Genomic DNA, 17,992 nt, shown 5'->3' on the forward strand with positions numbered 1-17,992 from the left:
AACCGGGAACACGGTTTGCGGCCCTCTGGCTTCCGGGCGCTTTTTGATTGCCGGTCAACACGGATGCGCGTGTGTTTCGCTCCCCACCTGCAAGACAACCTATGAATGCCTGCTCGACTCAGTCACCCCAGGCCGAAGTGTCCGCTGAGACCATCGGTGCCTTGATCAATCTTTCCGGACGACAGCGCATGTTGTCGCAACGGATCGTGCTCCAATTGGTGCTCGCCTCGCGAGGCGATCCCACTGCCCGCGAAAATGCTCGCACGTGCCTGTCAACGTTTGAATCGGCGCATTCGGATCTCGTGACTGGCAATGCTCGCTTGCCAGGCACCTTCTCCGCGGCCTTGCAACAACTCTACTTTGGCAAGCCGCGTGCCGATGCACGGATCCGCGAATTCATCGCCCAGGCCCGGACCGCCATCGACGCGCCGCCGGCCGACATCGCCGGGCGAGCCTCTTCCCTCGATGCGCTCGTGACGCAGGCCACGCCAATCCTGGAACTGCTGCAGGCCGTCACACAGGCCTACCAGGAGGAAATGCAGGGTTGCGAGAGGGCCGTGCGCCAACGTCAGGCCGACCTCGTGGATCACCTCAGCAGGATTTCGATGCAGGCGAACATCGTCGCCATGAATGCCCGCGTCTCCGCCGCGCGGGCAGGAGAGTATGGCCGGGAGTTCTCCGTGATCACGCAGGTGCTGGCGGACATCATCAAGGAGATGGATCAACTAGTCCGCCACCTCGTCGGCTCAAGCAACGCGTCCCAGGGCAAACCCAGACATGGATAGGGAGACCACCTTGAAACGTTACCTATGCTCCTGCTGCTTGATGCTCTGCTGTGTCCTGGGGCTGGCATCCGGCGGGACCGCGTTCGCCGAAGCGCTGACCATCCACTCGGCGATCAACAAGGCGGGCCGCCAGCGCATGCTGTCTCAGCGCATGGCCAAGGCATACTGCCAGGCCGGACTTGGCGTCGAGGTGGAACGTTCGCGGAGGCTTCTCGCCGAATCTGTGGCGCTGTTCGACAGGCAGCTCGCGGAACTGAAGGCGTTTGCGCCCACGCAGGAAATCAAGGGCACCTATGACAAGCTTGGGCAGACGTGGATCGTCTACAAGCAATTGCTAACCGGCAGCGAGCCGAATCCCGAGAACGCGAAGAAGATAGCAATGGCCAGCGAGGACGTACTGAAGCTTGCGCAGCAAGGAACCGTACAACTCGAAAAACATTCCGGCACCGCCGCGGGCAAACTGATCAACGTTGCCGGCCGACAGCGCATGCTTTCGCAGAGAATCGCCAAGGCCAGCATGCTCCGCGCCTGGGGTATCACCTCCCCGCAGATGGCACAGGAGCTGGACGGTACTGCCAGGGAGTTCGCGGCCGCGCAGGCATTTCTCGCCGCCGCGCCGCAGAACACGCCGGCCATCCGGAGTGAGCTGCAGCTTGCCGGCTCCCAGTGGCTCTTTTTTGAAGAGGCACTCAAACAGACCGGAGTCAGCCGCGCGGAGCAGTTGAGAAACATCGCCACGACCAGCGAGCGGATTCTTCAGGTCATGGATGACGTCACCGGCATGTACGAGGGAAACGCCAGATAACTGACCCAAGTGTCACAGGTCCACCAGTTACCGCAGCGCTTAGACGGCTTGAGCGAGCCCGCCAGCTCGTCCTTGCCGTACGAGTTCACCCGCCTGCGATGGCTACCCGGCTAGCCGGACCAACAGTACAAGCAGGCCGATCATTTAGTTCGGCGTCAACTTCCGCAGCCGCAGAAGTTCGACATTCGCGCGGCCATACATCTGGCGCTTGAGGAACTTGAGCCGGTTGATGTGACCCTCGGTCTGGCCATTGCTCCATGGCAGCCTGAATGCCGCCCGCACCGCCGGTAAGTCGGCGCGCAAGCTTTGCGCAAACCTGCGCATTTCCGCTGCGTCACAGCGCGCCAGACGCTTCAACAATCGATCGAACTGACGCGGACTTCGTCGGTGCATGAGACCGAGAAACTCACGCGCGAGCCTGCGGACCTCGCCGACCACGGGTTCAATTTTGCACAGCGCCTGCACGAAGCGCTCATGAGGGCTCCTGGGCTCCTCGACCGCGAGCCTCCTCCATCCGACAAGCCATCCGAACCCGCGCCTGGCCGATGGGCATGGCATCGTGCGCACGCTTGGACAAGCGGCTCCTTACCCTGCGGAAAGAGAAGGCGAATCGCGCAATTCCGCACAGTAGCGCAACTGCCCGTATAGCTTCGCCGTTTGAGTTCTTGCTAGATCAGTTCAGGAAAGCGACAGCCCCGGGCGATCCGTTCCTCTATATAACCGAGATAGGGATCCAATGACGTCGGACCCCGCGCCCTCGGCACATTGAGCCAGCCCGGCGCGATGCCCTTGGCCCAGCATTGCTGGTCTGGATCACGATGGAATAGTCGGAGAAATTCAGGCTTAACAGATCGAGTTAGCGTTGCCGTAAGCCCGGGAACAGGTTCGGCCAGTCGCGGAAACTGTCGGTCTCGTCGAGCTTCCGTTATGACCTCATGACGGCGTCCGTTCTGGGATTCATGGCCAGGGCGTTTATCGATTGGGGTCACGAGCCCGCCTCCGACAACTATGGCGTCAACCGGTTGACCGATGTTCGCCAACTTCCCCCTTTGCTTGGACTTGAATGCCTGCGTCCGACCACGACGATGAAATGCACGCCGTCGTAGCCTTCTGCGCTTGCGCCATCCCCGGCAATCCGGACGAACGTCAGCCCCCTTCCCCCTCAGCGCGCCAAAAAATCGCGCACAAGGCGATTGAACGTCTCCGCATGCTCCCACTGCGCCCAGTGGCCGCAGCGATTGAAGATATGCATTTGCGCATCCGGAATCCCCGCGATCAGCCTCAGCCCGACGTCCATCGGCACGAACCGGTCATCACGCCCCCAGATCACCAGCGTCGGCGACGCGATCTCGCCGAGCCGCGGACCGTAGTCCGTGAACTGCTTCGGGTTGGCCATCAGGCTTTTGACGAAGTTCTCCAGGTGGTCGCGCCGCGCCAGCATATTGTCCAGACGTGCTTGCATCAGATCATCGGTCAGTGAACTCGCGTCATAGACGAACACGTTCATCATGCGCTTCAGGTTCTCGATGGACGGCTCCCGGTACAGCCCGTTGAGCAGCTTGATGCCTTCTGTCGGCATCGGCGTGAACAGGCTCGGCCCGCCGGTGCCTCCGCCCATCAACACGAGCTTGCCGACGCGCTGCGGATAGGCCAGCGCGAACGCCACCGCGCTGTGGCCGCCCATCGAATTGCCAAGGATATGCACCCGTTCGATGTCCAGCGCATCGAGCACGCCCTTGAGCACGCGGCCATTGAGTTCCGAGCGCGAACCCGTATTGACAACCGGATCGCTCTTGCCCCAGCCCGGACAGTCGACCAGCAGCACGCGGTAGCCCGCCTCCACCAGCGGCTCGACGTTGCGATTGAAGTTGGCCCAGCCGGTAGCGCCCGGTCCCGAGCCGTGCAGCATGACGACGGTCTCGGCACCGGCGCCGGTATCGTTACAGTGGACGCGGAACACGGTGTCGCCATCCTTCACTGTGACGAATCGGCTCGTGCTCGCTTCGGTAATGGCTTGTGCAGTGGTTTGCATGATGATCTTCCTTGCTCGACTGAATTTGTACTGAATGAAAGGTGTGCCAACGCGCGGCTCAAGCGCCGCCCCGGTCCGACAAAGCCGCCGCGGCTTCGAGCCGCGGCGAGAAGGAACCCACCACAGCCAGCGCGGCAATCGCCGCGATCACGATCAGTGGAATGCTGGCCGCCACCAGCATCGATGCACTCTGGCCCAGCGCGAACAACTGACCGGCAACGAGCGGCCCCAGGATCGAGCCAAGCCGGCCAATCGCGACCGCTGCGCCCACGCCGGTGCCGCGCACTTGCGTGGGATAGGCCTGCCCGGCCAGTGCATACAACACCGACTGCCCGCCCACCAGGAACAGGCCGCAGAAGAACGCTCCCCATGCCATCGAAACGCTGCCTCCCGCCCCCGCGAGTCCCGCCAGCGCGGCGGCAATGCCCACATACATGCCCACTACCGTCAGGCGCGGACTGAAGCGGTCCATCAGGTTGGCGATACCGACCGCGCCGATGCCACCGCCGATGTTGAACATCATCATGGCGACGCCGGCCTGCACACGCGTCAGGCCGTTGGACAGCACCATCGAAGGCAGCCAGTTCATCAGGAAATACAGCACGATGAGCGTGCCCAGATAGCCGATCCACAGTGCGATCGTTGTACGTGTCCGGCGGTCTCCACACAGCGCTTCGGCAAAGCCGGGCGACGCTTCGGCAGCCTTCGTCGATTGGCACTTCGATTCGACGAACTGGGCCGACTCGGGCAGCCACAGTGCGAGCAGCGGCACCATCAGCAGCGGCCCGAATCCGCCCACATAGAAGATGTGCCGCCAGCCCTCGTCGCCGGGACTCACGATGCCGATCGCAGCGGCAAGCGCGGCCCCGAAGGGCATGCCGCAGTACATCGCGCCCACGGCCGTGTTGCGCTGCGCAGGCGACGCGGCTTCCGAGCACAGTGCGATCAGGTTAGGCATGGCGGCGCCCAGGCCCAGGCCCGTCAGCAGGCGTGTGGCCAACAGGCTTTCAAAACTCCACACCAGCGTCGTCGCCAGCGAAAAACCGCCGAACAGCGCCACCGACAGCATCAGCACGCGCTTGCGGCCCAAGCGATCGGCAAGGCGCCCGCCGAGTGCCGCGCCCGGCAGCAGGCCAATGGCACCGGCGCTGAAGGCCCAGCCCATTTGCGCCACGGACAGCGAGAATTCCTTCGCGATACGGGGCGCCGCAACGCCGGCAGACTGCAAATCGAGTCCTTCCAGCAAGGCGATCGCCAGGCACAGGCCAATCGTGGCGATGCTGCCCTTCGTGCGGTGTGCGTCGGCACCGCGGGTGTTCAGTGTCTGCATTGCTTGTCTCCGCTGTATCTGTGTTCAGCTCTTGCTGGCAGTTCCGGGTTGTGTGCGTTCGGACGGGCGGCGATGACGACCTTTCTATGCGTCAAAGGTCGCGCGCACGCTACCGAGTCCTTCGATGTCCGCGGCATAGGTGCCGGGCTCGCTCACGGCGACCATGGGGCCGAGCGCGCCGGTGAGCACCACGTCGCCGGCGCGCAGCGGTGTGCCGAGCTGCACCATGCGGTCCGCGAGCCAAGCCGCCGCGTTGAGCGGGTTGCCGAGACAGGCTGCGCCGTTGCCACGCGACAGCACCTCACCATTGCGCGAGAGCGTCATCGCGCAGGCCGTGAGATCGACCGCGGACAGCGGCACCGGCTGGCTGCCGAGCACGAACAGCGCGCTCGACGCGTTGTCGGCTACGGTATCGACGAAGCGGATGTCCCAGCTCTGGATGCGGCTGTCGACCACCTCGATCGCCGCGAGCGCGTAGGCGCTGGCGCGCAGGATGTCGGCAAAGGTGTGGCGATCGTGCGTCAGGTCATGCTCCAGCACCAGCGCGATCTCCGCCTCGACCTTGGGCTGGATCAGGCGCGACAGCGGCATCGGCTGGCTGTCGCCATAGGCCATGCTCGCGAACAGCGAGCCGAAGTCCGGCTGGTCCACGCCGAGCTGCTTCTGGACGGCCAGCGAGGTCAGGCCGATCTTGCGGCCGACGATGCGCTCGCCATTGGCGACGCGCGCGTCGACGTTGACCTGCTGCACAGCGTAGGCCGTGGCAATATCGTCGATCGCGATCTCGCCGCGAATCGGGACGATGGTCTGGCGCGAGGCCTCGGCGTCGCGCAGTCGCGCGGCGATGTCGTTGATGAGGGTACGGTCGGTCATTGGGTTGTCCTTGACGAGGTCAGGCCGCAGCGGACAGCGCGGCGCGCGGCTCGGCGTGCATGGTGGCGAAGCCCGCGATCCACTCGGGAATGGCGCGGTAGAAGTCGAGCGAGGCCCGGTACGGCCCGTACGCAGCCAGCGCGCCGAACGCCGCCGCCCACGTGCGGATCTCGTGCGCCGACTTGCCGCCATCGCGCGTGATCGCGTCGTTGGTCATGCCGTCGACAGCCGTGAGTTCACCGGACGCGAGCAGCGACAGGAAGGCGCTGTCCCACTCCGGATTCAGCGGATGCAGGCGGATGTCGCCGGCCACGAAAGCCTTTGCGGCGGCAATGGTGCGCGCCTGGCGCGCCGCGCGCGATTCTGCCGACGGGTTGCGCCCGGCGATCAGGCGTTCCGCAACCTCTTCGCTTGCGCCGGCCAGTTCCGGCACCGGCGGCTCGTGCGAGATGCCACCCGAGCCCACCACCAGCACACGCTTGTCCGTGCGGGCCAGGAAGCGGCCGACCGCATCGCCGAGCAGGCGCGCGCGGCGCAGCGTGGCCATCGGCGGCGCCACCGAATTGATAAAGACCGGGATGACCGGGTAGCGGTCCAGGCCGCCGGTCAGCACCGCAAGTGCGTCGGCGCAGCCGTGGTCGACCTGCATCCGGTATGACAGCGCGACATCGATATCTGCCGCCATGACGCTCTCGGCCAGAGACTGCGCCAGTTCCGCAGGCACCGGCAGCTTGCCGGCCAGGCTCTTGAAGTCGCCGATGGCGGTTGCAGCCGCGCCGATGCAGAACGGCGGCATGACGTCATAGAAGAACCCGTTGAAGTGGTCCGGCGCAAACACCACGACCAGTTCGGGATCGAACGCGCGCACGCGCTCGCGCGCCGCGGCCTGCACGCGCACGACCTCGGCGACGACCTCGGGCGCTGGGTCGACATAGCCGTGCAACGGCGTATGCGACAGACATTCCAGGTGAATCGGCATTCTCATGCTCCTGCTGCTTGGATAACGGTGACCGGGTCCTGTGCCGGGCGCTGCGTCATGGACGGGATGCAGGCACCGGCATACGGCGGCACCAGCGTCATGCCGAGCTTGCCGGCGAGTTCGACGATGGACTCCGACACCTGCTGCGGCGAACACACGCCGGCGACGAAGCGATCGGGCCGGAGCAGCACGACGGAATGCGGCAGGCGGCTGAACCACTCCTTCAGGCGGCCGCCGGCATCGCCGATCGCGATCACACCCTCGGGCACGTCATCAGCGTGGCGCAGCTGCACGTCGGGCTTGGCCAGCACGAAGCGCATGCCGGCCTTCTCGGCGAAGGCGCGCGCCTGTGGCGTCAGGCCAAAGGTCGGATCAGTGCCCCAGCCGATCACCGCAAAGGCGTTGCCGATCACGTCATCGAGCAGCGTCAGGCGGCCATCGCCGGTACGCACGCGCGGCTGGATAAACAAGCGGCCCACCGGCGAACCGGCGAGGGGATCGTCGCCATAGACGAGACGCCCGAGAAAGGAATCGCGCTTCTCGCTCATCAGGCCAAGCAGGCGGCCCGGTGCCGAGTTGCCGGAGCGCTCCAGCATGCGCGCAAGCCAGCCGCCGCGTGGCTGCGGCGGCGGCAGCAGCACCACGCCTTCCTCATAGCGCGGCATCGGCTTGAAGCGCATTTCAATGAAGTAGCGCTTCACCGACGGCAGCACATTGAAGCTGCGCACGAAGGCGTCGCGGAAACGCACACCAAAGCGCGTGTTCGGCGCGAAAATGTCGCCCGCCACTTCGGACAGGTGGATCATCGAACGCGCATGGGCGCGGCGCTCCGCGGTATAGCTATCGAGCAAGCGGCCATCGGCCAAGCCCTTCGCGACCATGGCGAGTTTCCAGCCAAGGTTGTTGGCATCGCGAATGCCGCTGTTGTAGCCCTGCCCCTGCCAAACCGGCATGATGTGCGCCGCATCGCCGGCCAGCAGCACGCGGTCCGCACGGAATGTCGACGCGAGCCGCGCGTTGTGCGTGTACACGCGCTTGCGGATGTAGTCGACCTTGTCGGGATCCGCAACCACCTTGCGGATCAATGCGGCCATGTTCTCCGGCTTCGACAGTTCTTCTTCCGTCTCGCCGGGCATCACCATGAACTCGAAGCGGCGGATGCCGTGCGGCAACGCGGCCGAGACATAAGGGCGCTCGTGATCGCAATGCATGTAGATGTGCGGCGAGCCAACCGGGTCGTTGCGTACATCGACCACGATCCACTGATTCGGCTTGGTGCGGCCCTCGAATGGCACGTCCAGCGCACGGCGCACCAGGCTGTTGCCGCCGTCGGCGCCGACCATGTAAGCAGCGCGGATGGTGCGGCGCTGGCCGCCGCTAGTGGCCACCTCGACGCTCACACCGGTGCTGTCCTGCGTGAACGATTCGACGTCGTGTCCGAACAGCACCTGCACATGCTCGAAGCGCCGCAGGCCTTCATACAACACCCGGTCGGCCAGCGGCTGGATAAACGCATTGCGGCGCGACCAGCCGAACTCGTCGGTGCGCGGTTCAATGGAGGCGAAGCAATGGCCGTCTTTGGTGACAAAGCGCATCCAGTGGTCGGGCGTGGTGTGTGGCAGCAGTGTCTCGGCAAGACCGACGGCCTGGAACACGCGCAGCGCTTCGTCGTCGAGGCCGATGGCGCGCGGATAGTCGATGAGCTGGTCCAGCTTTTCGACGACCGTGACGCGCACGCCTTGAAGGCCGAGAATATTGGCGATCATCAGGCCGACCGGGCCGGCGCCGATGATGGCGATGTCGGTGTCGACATGAGGAAGACGGTCGGCTTGCGACGACCGCGTGGCCGTGGTGTTCATAAGTCTCCTACTGGCAAGGCGCGAGCGCGCCCCCGCGCTGTTTCCGCGCGTACGGGCTGTGCTGCGATGAAGGGAAAACAGGCTGCCGGCGCGGCCGGCTGCAGGTCAGGCGCCGCGGCGGTGGCGTTGTCGATGGATCGGGCAGGACATGGGGGCGTCTCCGTTGGATTTGCGATTCTGAGAGCAGTCTAGGCATCGGGCGCCGCGCGCTCAAACATTTCTATAAAATGTGCAAAGGATGCACAGCGTTGATTCATAAGGATTTTCGTGACCAAATATGCGAACGTGCGCGGACTTTCACGTGGCTTGCAGGTGCTACGGGCACTCAATGCCATGGAGAACGGCCGCGCCACCAGCCAGCAACTGAGCGAGGCGACAGGCCTGCACCGCACCACCGTGCGGCGATTGCTGGAAACGCTGGTTGAAGAAGGATTCGTGCGGCGCAGCACATCGGACGACAGCTTCCGGCTGACGCTGGACGTACGCGCGCTCAGCGAAGGCTTTACGGACGACGAGCGCATTGCCACGGTTGCACCGCCGATCATGGGGCGGCTGATGCAGCGCGTGGTCTGGCCCTCGGACCTCACCACGCCCGACGGCGACGCCATGATCATCCGCGAGACCACGCACCGATTCAGCCCGCTGTCGTTCCACCGTTCGATGGTCGGCCGGCGCCTGCCGATCCTGCTGACCGCCGCGGGCCGCGTGTACTTCGCGATGTGCCCGGACACCGAGCGCGAAGACATTCTCGAAGTCCTGCGCTCAGGCGCAGCGGGTGAACAGCAGTTCAAGCTGGCAATGGACGATGCCTATATCCGCAACCTGATCCGGCAGACACGCAAAGACGGATTCGGGTCCAACCACGGGGACTGGGCGGACCAGCGAAAGATCGGGGCGGTGGCGGTTGCAATCCAGGCGGAAGGCCGGGTGCTCGCCAGCCTGAACGTCGTTTATCTCGAGCAAGCGATCAGTCCCGCTGAGGCGACGCGGCGGTTTGTGCCGGAATTGCAGTTGGCGGCGAGGGAGATGGTGGAGGCGCTGGGGGGTAGCGAGAGATCGCTTTGAAAAGGCTCTTCGCCGGATTGGCGGAAGACATAAGTTCATTGATGCCGTTGCACATGCCGGCTCTGCATTCTCCCAGGCGCAGTGCGCACTCAGGCTCCGGGGACCAGCATGCAAGTCGCGGTCGTCGTTGCCACCACCCGGCCGCCCTGGCGAAGTTCTCCCACCACGTTGCAGACGTTACGGCCACGCCGCTCGATGCGCGCCCGTCCTTGCAAAGGACCTGCCTGAGCCGGCCTCAGGAAGGAGAGATTCAAGTTCAGCGTTGAGCAAAATTCGCCATCAGCCAGCGTCGCCGTTACCAGCATCGCGGTCACATCGTCCAGCATGGCACCGAGCATACCGCCCTGAACCTGGCCGGCCGGATTCAGGAATTCAGCGGTGGCAAGGTAGTCCGATTCCAGCGTCCCGGCCTCCAGGTCAACGGAGCGGACGACTCCGCCAAGTAATCCCGCGACGGCCGGGGCGGGGACCTCTCCGCGCTGCATGCGCGTGAAATAGTTGTCGTTGTTCATCGTTGGTACCTATCAGCTGCCGGTAAAGCGCGGCGCCCGCTTTTCCCGCCATGCGAGCGCGCCTTCGCGCAGATCGTCGGAAGCATCGGCCGCGGCGATGTCTTGTGCGAGCCCGTCGGCATCAAGTTCGGCGCGGACAATGCGGTTCAGGTGCTTCTTCATGCCGAGCAGTGCCAGCGGCGCCATGCCGGCCAACCTGTCGCTGACTTCCCGCACACGCGAGCGCAGCATGTCGACGCTTGCTTCGAGGCCATCGAGATAGCCCATGCGCAGCATGGCGTCGGCGTCAAATCGCTCCGCCAGCAGCATCACGCGCCTGGCCGCGGCCAGCCCCAGCCGCGTGACGTAGCGTTCCAGCCCGCCGCGGTAGAACAGCAGGCCGAGGCGCGCCGCCGGTACATGCATGTCGGCTTCAGGCGCGCCGAAACGGAAATCACAGGCGAGCGCGAGATCGGTCGCACCGCCGTACACACCACCGTGCAGCACGGCAATGGTGACCGGCCGCGCCTGTTCGAGCGCATTGGCCAGCGTCTCGAAACGGGCTCCGACGTCATCGCCCCCAAGGCGGCCGATATTGAACCCGCTGCAGAAATACCGGCCTTGCCCCTCGATGCGCAGTACGCGTATCCGGCTGTCCGCGTCCACCGTCTGCAGGTACTGGCGCAACAGGTCGAGGTCCTCCGGCTCGAGCCGGTTCGCCACCTCGGGGCGGCGCAGCGTGATGACCGCGATATGGCCGTCGACGGCCAGTTCCGGCGGCTGTCCTTGCGGGGTCTCGCTCATGGCATCGGACCTCGTTCAGTGAAAGCCGTAGATCCGCATGGTCGTCTCGCCAGCCTCCACCCGCTTGAGAATGGCGGCTTCAGTGGCCTCGCGGTCCTGTGCCTTGCCCACGACTTCGGCCGCGCGGGTGCGCGGCACCACCACCACGCCATCACGGTCGCCGACGACCAGGTCGCCGGCTTCGACGCGCGCGCCGCCGATCAGCACCGGCGCATTGAGCCAGCCAATCGCGCCGTAGTCCTTGCCGGTGCCGCGGATGCACAGGCCGCGCGCAAACACCGGGAAGCCGATCTCCTCGAGCAGCACGCCATCACGGACGCAGCCGTCGATCACCAGCCCGCCGAGGTGCTTCACCTTGGCCGCGGTGGTCATGATCTCGCCCCAGTAGCCGTGCTCGTAGGCGCCGCTCACATGCACCACCAGCACGTCGCCGGGTTGCGCGATGTCCAGCGCGCGGTGCAGCCACAGGTTGTCGCCGCCGGGCGAATGGACCGTCAATGCTGGGCCGCAGAGGCGGAACGCCGTTGCGACGGGCTTGATGGCGGGCGACACCACGCCGATCTTGCCGCCCGCTTCATGCAGCGTGGCGGTGGGCAATGCGCGCGCGCCGTTGACGATGTCGTCGCTGACCCGCTCGAAGTCGCGGATCGTGGTGCTGGTTGCGTCGTGTTCCGCCATGGTCAGGCTCCCTTGGTCTGCAGCTGGTGGTAACGGAACTGGCGGCGCGCCTCGTCCAGACGCATGCCGCCACGCACGGCTTCGCGGATGGCGTTCTCGGCGTGCTCGATCTGCTCGGCAGTGTCGAGCACCGCAGCTTCGTGCTCGCGCGGGATGACCACCACGCCGTCGGCGTCGCCGCGCAGGATGTCGCCGGGTTGCACACGCGCATCGCCGATATTGACCACCACGTTGGTGGCTTCGACCTGGACGCGGTCCTTGCCCGTGCGCATCCAGTGGTCTTTGCTGAACACCGGGTAACCGAGCTTGCGGCACAGCGCGACATCGCGGCACACGCCGTCGATGACCGTCCCGGCGATGCCGCGGCGATGCGCGATCTCGGTCAGAATGTCGCCCCACACCGTCGCGTTCTCGCGGCCGCCGTTGTCGAGCACGAGGATGCTGCCCGGCGGCACGTCATCGATGTAGTCGCCGACTGTACCCGGCGGATTCGACGCCGGCCCGTACAGCAGCGTAAAGGCGCGGCCTGCCGTGGCAAAGCCTTCTCCGCGCGCCTTGATGCGGTAGCACTGGCCTGCTATGCCGTGCTTGTCCAGCGCGTCGCTCAGCGTGGCGGTGTCCAGCTTCGCGGCGCGCGCGACGTTGATATCTTGTTGTTCGCTCATGTCTCTCAACCCTTCAGCATGTGTTCGTAATTGCCGCCCATGACGTCGCCGATCGGCGTGCCGCCCAGGATGGCCTTCGCCATCACGGCCTCCTTGCGCACGATGGCTTCTGCCGTCTCCAGCACGCGCGCGATGTCGCGCGCAGCGATAAAGATCACCGCGCTGCGGTCCGCCACCACGTAGTCGCCCTCTTCCACTGTCACGTTGCCGATCTGCACCGGGACATTGGTGCCCTGCTCCACTACGCGGCTGCGCGCGGTGAACGCGGTCAGCGCGCGGCTGAAAACGGGGAAATCGAAATCAAGCGCTTCATCGATATCGCGCACCGGGCCGTCCGCCACCACGCCGGCGACGCCGCGCACCTTGGCCCCGAGCGACAGCAGCCCGCCCCAGCTTCCCGCCTCCACGCCGGTGCGCTGCTCGACGACGATGATGTTGTCCGGGCCGGCCTGTTCGATCGCCGTGCAGCCGAGATGGCGCGCGGGTCCGGGCGGCGGCGCGCCGGTGCCAAGCTTGACGGTGATGGCGCGGCCGGCAATGCGCCCGGCGCCGGAGCGCTGCGGGAGGCCCGTCACGGTGCCCGGCAGTTGCAGCTTGTCGAGCGCGTCGGATACCGCACAGCAGTCAAGCCGACGCAGGCGTTGTACGTTGGATTCGGATTCACTCATGGTCGTTGGTATGGCATTTGTTCGGTTATTCAATCCAGCGTGCGCCAGGCCGCGAAGCACAGGCCGGTGCCGGTCAGCGCAGGCGTGCGGTAGCCCGGGACATAGGAAACCCATTCCAGGTCGAGGTCGCGCACGGCCTCGACGGCGATCAGCCAGTTGCGGATCTCGGAGCTGCCCGCCTGCAGCTGGCGCGGGTCCAGCGATGCCAGGAAGCCGGTGTCCTTGCGGTGGATGGCGTCGATGATCGCGTTGTCGAGCTCGGCATCCACCACGAAGTGGCTCAGGCCGCCCGAGGCCAGCACGCCCACGCGCAGGTCTTCGGGATAGGCGGCGATCAGCTCGCGCAGCGCGCCGCCAAGCTGGATGCAGCGGCGCGGCGTGGGCTGGTTGGGCGGGTCGAAGGTGTTGACGATGACGGGCACCACCGGCAAGTCCAGCCCCTGCAGGTAGCGCCGGTGGATGAACGAGAACGCATGGCCTTCGAACTGGCCGCGCTCGAGCCCGTCCATGGCGGTGATGTCGAAGTCGCGGTCGCACAGCGCGCGGATCATCCAGCGACCCATGTCGGCGTTGACCGGGTAGTCGCGGTCGGCGTCGGGCTCCTGGCGTGCCATGCGGGCCTTCTTGTACCAACTGTCGGACTGGCTCTCATCGCGCTTCGCGTTGCGGATGGTGTCGCCGTAATAGATCGCGAAGGCCGGGTTGTTGGTGGTGCGGAACAGCTCGGTCTGGTCGTCCCCGACCACCAGCAGCACGTCGAGGCGGGCCGCGCGGATGCGCTCGCGCAGTTCGTCCATGGCGGCTTCTGCCTGGTCATAGCGCTCGCCCATGCGTTCGGGCGTCACCATGGACTCGGCATCGTCCGGGGCGATCGCGAGCAGCGCCTCATAGGTGGTGGGGTTGCCGGCCCGGTCGAAATAGTGCGGGTTCTTCGGGTCGACCTGGCGGAAGCCGTGCTGCCAGTCTTCACGCTGGCACACCAGCATGATGCTGTGGGAGGAGCCGAAAGCGGCGACGAGTCTTGCCATGTCAGTGTCCTTACGTTCAGAGCGGTCAAACGATATAGGCGGCGCGCAGCTCGCCGACCTGTGCCGCGCTGTAGCCAAGCTCGCGCAGGATGTCGTCGGTATTGGCGCCCTGCTCCGGCGCGGGCTGCGGCGGCAAGTCGCGCGGATAGCGCGACAGGCGCATCGGCTGACCCACCAGCGCCACATCGCCAAGCTCGGCGTGCTGCATCGGCCAGGCCACACCGAGGTGCTTCACCTGCGGATCGGCAAACACCTGGTCCACGCGATGGATCGGGCCGCACGGCACGCCGGCCTTCAGCAGCCGCTGGGTCCATTCGGCGGTGGTGCGCGTGCGCAGCGCCGCCTCGATCGCGGCATTGACCTTGTCGCGGTTGCGCACGCGCTCCGGATCGGAACCCAGGCCGGGCTCGTCGACGAGGTGCGGCACTTCCATTGCCTCGCACAGGCGCTTCCACATGGTCTGGCCGATCGCGGCGATATTCAGGTAGCCGTCGCTCGTGGCGAACACGCCCGTGGGCACGGTCAGCGGATGTTCGTTGCCGGTCTGTTCGGGAATCTTGCGGTCGACCAGCCACTGCGCGGCCTGGAAGTCCAGCATGGCGATCTGCGCTTCGAGCAGCGAGGTCTGCACCCACTGCCCTTCGCCCGAGGCCTCGCGCTCCAGCAGCGCCGTGAGGATGCCCATCGCGCAGAAGTGGCCCGCGCACAGGTCCGCTAGCGGAATGCCGACGCGCATCGGGCCTTCGCCCGGCTTGCCGGTCACGCTCATCAGCCCGCCCATGCCCTGCGCGATGGAATCAAAGCCGGGCCAGCCCGCGTAGGGGCCATCCTGGCCGAAGCCGGAAATGCTCGCGTAGATCAGTCGTGGGTTGATCGCGCGCAGCGCGTCGGGGCCGATGCCGAGGCGGTGCTTCACGTCGGGGCGGTAGTTCTCGATGAAGACGTCGGCGCGGCTGACCAGCTCATGCAGGATCCGCACGCCCTCGGGCGTCTTCATGTTGAGCGTGAGGCTTTCCTTGTTGCGGTGCAGGTTCTCGTAGTCCGCGCGGTTGTGGTCGCGTCCGCCAATCATGTCGTCGCCGCCCGGCGCGCCCGGCGGGATTTCCAGCTTGATCACGCGCGCACCCATGTCGGCGAACAGCCGCACCGCGGTGGGACCGGCGCGCACGCGCGATGCGTCGAGGATGGTGAAGCGGGACAGCGGGCCCTTGCGCTCGCCCGTGCCGTGTTCGTTGTGTCGGGTATCAGCCATGGTCATTGCCTCAGGTCTTTATGCCGGGGTGAACATCGGCACGGCGTGGCCGCCGTCGCTTGGCTTGAACACGACCTTCACGCGCTGGCCGATCTCGATCTCGCGCGGATCGCAGTCCACCAGGTTGGTCATCATCGTCACGCCTTCGTCCAGCCGGACGTAGGCGAGCGTCCACGCGGCCTCGCCCTTGCCCATGGTGCTGAACGAGTAGACCGTGCCGAAGCCGCTGGCATCGCGCCATTCGGTGCGGTCGGACTGGCAGTGCGGGCAGATGTCGCGCGGGTAGTAGTGAGCAGCATGGCAGTCCAGGCAGGCCTTGATCAGGAGGTGGCCGGCGTCCGCGGCTTCCCAGAACGACTGGCTTTCCGGCAGCGTGCGCGGCGCGGGAATCTTGCGCGGACCGGCGGGCGGCGCCTTGGCGGCCGCATTGGCAGCATTGGCGGGAGTAGCCGGAGTGGCGGGTGTGCTCATGGTGTTCATTCCCTTTCAAGAATCAGCGTGGCAGCGGTATGGCGCGAAGCCAGCGCACCGCCGATGCCACTGGCCAGGGCCAGGTCGCAGTTGCGGACCTGCACCGCGGGATGCGCCTCGCCGCGCAGCTGGCGCACCGCCTCGATCACCTTGGTGACGCCGCCGCGGTTGGCCGGATGGTTGTTGCACAGGCCGCCGCCATCGGTATTGAACGGCAGGCGTCCCACGCCGGAGATCAGGCCGCCGTCGGCGACGAACTTGCCGCCCTCGCCCTTCTTGCAGAACCCCAGGTCTTCAAGCTGCATCAGCACGGTGATGGTGAAGCTGTCGTACAGCGACGCGTACTTGATGTCGGCCGGCGTGACGCCGGCTTCGGCGAATGCGGCCGGGCCCGACCATGCGGCAGCCGACCAGGTCAGGTCGATGTTGCCGCCCATGGCGTGCTTGGGCGCTTCGCCGGTGCCGCGCACCTTTACCAGCGGACGCTTGAGCTGGCGGGCGATCTCGGGGCGCGCCACGATCAGCGCCCCGCCGCCGTCGCTCATCACGCAGCAGTCCAGGCGGTGCAACGGGTCGGCGACCATCGGGGAATTGACCACGTCTTCCACGGTCACCACGTTGCGCAGCATGGCGTGCGGGTTGTGCTGGGCGTGATGGGACGCGGCCACCTTGATCCACGCGAGCTGCTCGCTGGTGGTGCCGAACTCGTACATATGGCGCTTCGCCACCATGCCGTAGAGGTTCTGCGTGGCCGGGCCGAACGGCAGCTCGAAAGCCACGTCGGGCGCATCCGGGTCCGGTGCGCGCAGCGCCAGTGCGGCGCCGGCTGCGCGGGGGCGACCCGCCAGCGTGATCAGCGCGACGTTGCAGCGCCCCGCGGCAATGGCCGCGGCGGCGTGTGCCACGTGTAGGATCGGCGCGGAGCCGCCGCACTCGGTCGAATCCACGTGGCGCGGCTTCAGGCCGAGGTATTCCACGATCGTGGTGCTGCCCAGGCCCGGTGCATCGCCGGCGCAGAAGTAGCCGTCGACATCGGCGGCGGTGAGGCCGGCATCGGCCAGCGCGCCGCGCGCCACATCGGCATGCAGGCGCGCCACCGACAGGTCATCGGCTTTGCGTGTGGGATGCTCGTAGGCTCCCACGATGTAGGCGGATCCGTTCAGGGTCATGATGAATGGCAGGAGCTTGGAAAGAGAGGTCGGGTGTCGCCGCGGGCGTCACTGGTCAGGGGTAAAGCCGCTGGCCTTGATCACCGGCCCCCAGTAGGCCAGTTCCTTGCGCTCGAGGCGGTCCAGTTCGGCGGCCGGCCGGAAGTCGGGGTTCAGCGTGGCCCGCGTCTGCAGCGTGGCGCGCACGTCGGGCATGGCAAGGACCTTGCCAAGTGCCGCCTGCATGCGGTCCAGTTCTGCCTTGGGCGTGTGAGCCGGAGCCCAGATGCCGGCCCAGGCTTCACCGCTGTCGACCGCCACGCCCTGCTCCGTCGCCGTGGGAACACCCGGCAGCAGCGGCGAGCGCGCGGCGCCGAATACGGCGATGATGCGGACCTTGCCGCTCTTGGCTTGCGGCAGGATATCGCCAGCGGTCATCACGGCCGAGGCGAGCTGTCCGCCGAGCAGGTCGGTGACGAGCGGCCCGTTGCCCTTGTACGGCACGACGTTCATCGGCACGCCGATCGCCTTGCCGAACTGCAGGCCCGTGAAGTGCGTCTGGCCGCCCAGGCCGGCGGTGCCGAACATGGCTTTGCCGGGATGCGCCTTGACCCACTCCACGAAGCCCTTCATATCGGTGACGCCCGTCTGGGTGCTCACCACCAGCGCCAGCGGATAGGAGATCACCACCGCGACCGGTGTCAGGTCAGTCAGCAGGTCGTACTTAAGCGTGGCGGGCGGATACAGCAGCGTTGGGAAGATAGCGGTGGCATTCGGCGCCACCATGTAGGTCAGCCCGTCCGGTGCGCTGTGCTTCAGCATGCCGGTCGCCACGCGGCCACCGGCGCCGGGGCGGTTGTCGACGATCACGGTCTGGCCGAGCTCGCCATGCAGCTTCTCGGCCAGCACGCGCGCCACGGTATCGGTGGAGCCGCCGGGCGGGAAGCCGACCAGGAACTTGATCGGCTGCTTCTCCTGCGCCTGCGCGCCGCAGGCAAATGCCAGACCGAGCGCCAGCGCGCCACACGCTGACCTTAGGGTACGGATGAGGGCCATGTC

General features: G+C 66.2%; 19 protein-coding genes. 3 read left to right on the top strand and 16 right to left on the bottom strand.

Annotated elements, in window-relative coordinates; all coding sequences use genetic code 11:
• Positions 1–101: 101 nt before the first annotated feature.
• Together ACIGJB_RS22570 and ACIGJB_RS22575 are read left to right on the top strand one after the other, a co-directional pair.
• Positions 102–785 carry a type IV pili methyl-accepting chemotaxis transducer N-terminal domain-containing protein gene (locus ACIGJB_RS22570; RefSeq protein WP_483734502.1) on the top strand — a complete coding sequence of 228 codons (684 nt, stop codon included), beginning with the start codon at positions 102–104 and terminating at the stop codon, positions 783–785.
• Between the two features lie 10 nt (positions 786–795).
• Complete coding sequence (locus ACIGJB_RS22575) at positions 796–1,590, top strand: type IV pili methyl-accepting chemotaxis transducer N-terminal domain-containing protein (RefSeq protein ID WP_483734503.1); 795 nt, start codon at positions 796–798, stop codon at positions 1,588–1,590.
• A gap of 144 nt (positions 1,591–1,734) precedes the next feature.
• Here the strand turns inward: ACIGJB_RS22575 and ACIGJB_RS22580 are convergent, their stop codons facing one another.
• The 6 genes from ACIGJB_RS22580 to ACIGJB_RS22605 form a co-directional block, all read right to left on the bottom strand.
• Complete coding sequence (locus ACIGJB_RS22580) at positions 1,735–2,148, bottom strand: transposase (RefSeq protein ID WP_483734762.1); 414 nt, start codon at positions 2,146–2,148, stop codon at positions 1,735–1,737.
• A 604-nt stretch (positions 2,149–2,752) separates the two neighbouring features.
• On the bottom strand, positions 2,753–3,622 hold the full coding sequence (locus ACIGJB_RS22585) for an alpha/beta fold hydrolase (RefSeq protein WP_483734504.1): 870 nt from the start codon (positions 3,620–3,622) through the stop codon (positions 2,753–2,755).
• 58 nt (positions 3,623–3,680) lie between these two features.
• Positions 3,681–4,952: a 3-(3-hydroxy-phenyl)propionate transporter MhpT gene (mhpT, locus tag ACIGJB_RS22590; RefSeq protein WP_483734505.1), complete on the bottom strand. Its 1,272-nt coding sequence runs from the start codon at positions 4,950–4,952 to the stop codon at positions 3,681–3,683.
• A gap of 84 nt (positions 4,953–5,036) precedes the next feature.
• On the bottom strand, positions 5,037–5,825 hold the full coding sequence (mhpD, locus tag ACIGJB_RS22595) for a 2-keto-4-pentenoate hydratase (protein ID WP_483734506.1): 789 nt from the start codon (positions 5,823–5,825) through the stop codon (positions 5,037–5,039).
• A 19-nt stretch (positions 5,826–5,844) separates the two neighbouring features.
• A complete protein-coding gene (locus tag ACIGJB_RS22600; protein WP_483734507.1) occupies positions 5,845–6,804 on the bottom strand; it encodes a 3-carboxyethylcatechol 2,3-dioxygenase in 960 nt (319 codons plus the stop codon).
• A 2-nt stretch (positions 6,805–6,806) separates the two neighbouring features.
• Positions 6,807–8,663 (bottom strand): bifunctional 3-(3-hydroxy-phenyl)propionate/3-hydroxycinnamic acid hydroxylase, encoded by a 1,857-nt coding sequence (locus ACIGJB_RS22605; protein WP_483734508.1) that lies wholly within the window; start codon positions 8,661–8,663, stop codon positions 6,807–6,809.
• 267 nt (positions 8,664–8,930) lie between these two features.
• Here ACIGJB_RS22605 and ACIGJB_RS22610 point away from each other — a divergent pair, with 267 nt between their 5' ends.
• The gene (locus tag ACIGJB_RS22610; protein WP_483734509.1) at positions 8,931–9,728 is read left to right on the top strand and encodes a DNA-binding transcriptional regulator; all 798 of its coding nucleotides are present in this window, start codon (positions 8,931–8,933) and stop codon (positions 9,726–9,728) included.
• 89 nt (positions 9,729–9,817) lie between these two features.
• On the opposite strand, the gene ACIGJB_RS22615 is transcribed toward ACIGJB_RS22610, so the two are convergent.
• The 10 genes from ACIGJB_RS22615 to ACIGJB_RS22660 are packed head-to-tail and all read right to left on the bottom strand — an operon-like array spanning position 9,818 to position 17,989.
• Positions 9,818–10,240, bottom strand: a complete 423-nt coding sequence (locus ACIGJB_RS22615) for a PaaI family thioesterase (RefSeq protein ID WP_483734510.1) — start codon at positions 10,238–10,240, stop codon at positions 9,818–9,820.
• A 12-nt stretch (positions 10,241–10,252) separates the two neighbouring features.
• On the bottom strand, positions 10,253–11,023 hold the full coding sequence (locus ACIGJB_RS22620) for an enoyl-CoA hydratase/isomerase family protein (protein WP_483734511.1): 771 nt from the start codon (positions 11,021–11,023) through the stop codon (positions 10,253–10,255).
• A 15-nt stretch (positions 11,024–11,038) separates the two neighbouring features.
• Positions 11,039–11,701, bottom strand: a complete 663-nt coding sequence (locus tag ACIGJB_RS22625; protein ID WP_483734512.1) for a 4-carboxy-4-hydroxy-2-oxoadipate aldolase/oxaloacetate decarboxylase — start codon at positions 11,699–11,701, stop codon at positions 11,039–11,041.
• Positions 11,702–11,703: 2 nt separating this feature from the next.
• Positions 11,704–12,366, bottom strand: a complete 663-nt coding sequence (locus ACIGJB_RS22630; protein WP_011300896.1) for an RraA family protein — start codon at positions 12,364–12,366, stop codon at positions 11,704–11,706.
• A 5-nt stretch (positions 12,367–12,371) separates the two neighbouring features.
• Positions 12,372–13,034 carry an RraA family protein gene (locus tag ACIGJB_RS22635; protein ID WP_483734513.1) on the bottom strand — a complete coding sequence of 221 codons (663 nt, stop codon included), beginning with the start codon at positions 13,032–13,034 and terminating at the stop codon, positions 12,372–12,374.
• A 29-nt stretch (positions 13,035–13,063) separates the two neighbouring features.
• A complete protein-coding gene (locus ACIGJB_RS22640; RefSeq protein ID WP_483734514.1) occupies positions 13,064–14,062 on the bottom strand; it encodes a DODA-type extradiol aromatic ring-opening family dioxygenase in 999 nt (332 codons plus the stop codon).
• 25 nt (positions 14,063–14,087) lie between these two features.
• On the bottom strand, positions 14,088–15,314 hold the full coding sequence (locus tag ACIGJB_RS22645) for a CaiB/BaiF CoA transferase family protein (RefSeq protein WP_483734515.1): 1,227 nt from the start codon (positions 15,312–15,314) through the stop codon (positions 14,088–14,090).
• Positions 15,315–15,332: 18 nt separating this feature from the next.
• Positions 15,333–15,794 (bottom strand): Zn-ribbon domain-containing OB-fold protein, encoded by a 462-nt coding sequence (locus ACIGJB_RS22650; protein ID WP_483734516.1) that lies wholly within the window; start codon positions 15,792–15,794, stop codon positions 15,333–15,335.
• A complete protein-coding gene (locus ACIGJB_RS22655) occupies positions 15,791–16,954 on the bottom strand; it encodes a thiolase domain-containing protein (RefSeq protein ID WP_483734517.1) in 1,164 nt (387 codons plus the stop codon). Before ACIGJB_RS22655 ends, ACIGJB_RS22650 begins: the two co-directional genes overlap by 4 nt.
• 48 nt (positions 16,955–17,002) lie before the next feature.
• On the bottom strand, positions 17,003–17,989 hold the full coding sequence (locus ACIGJB_RS22660) for a Bug family tripartite tricarboxylate transporter substrate binding protein (RefSeq protein ID WP_483734518.1): 987 nt from the start codon (positions 17,987–17,989) through the stop codon (positions 17,003–17,005).
• Positions 17,990–17,992 lie beyond the last annotated feature (3 nt).

It is taken from the genome of Cupriavidus sp. C2SS-8b (genome assembly GCF_057073745.1).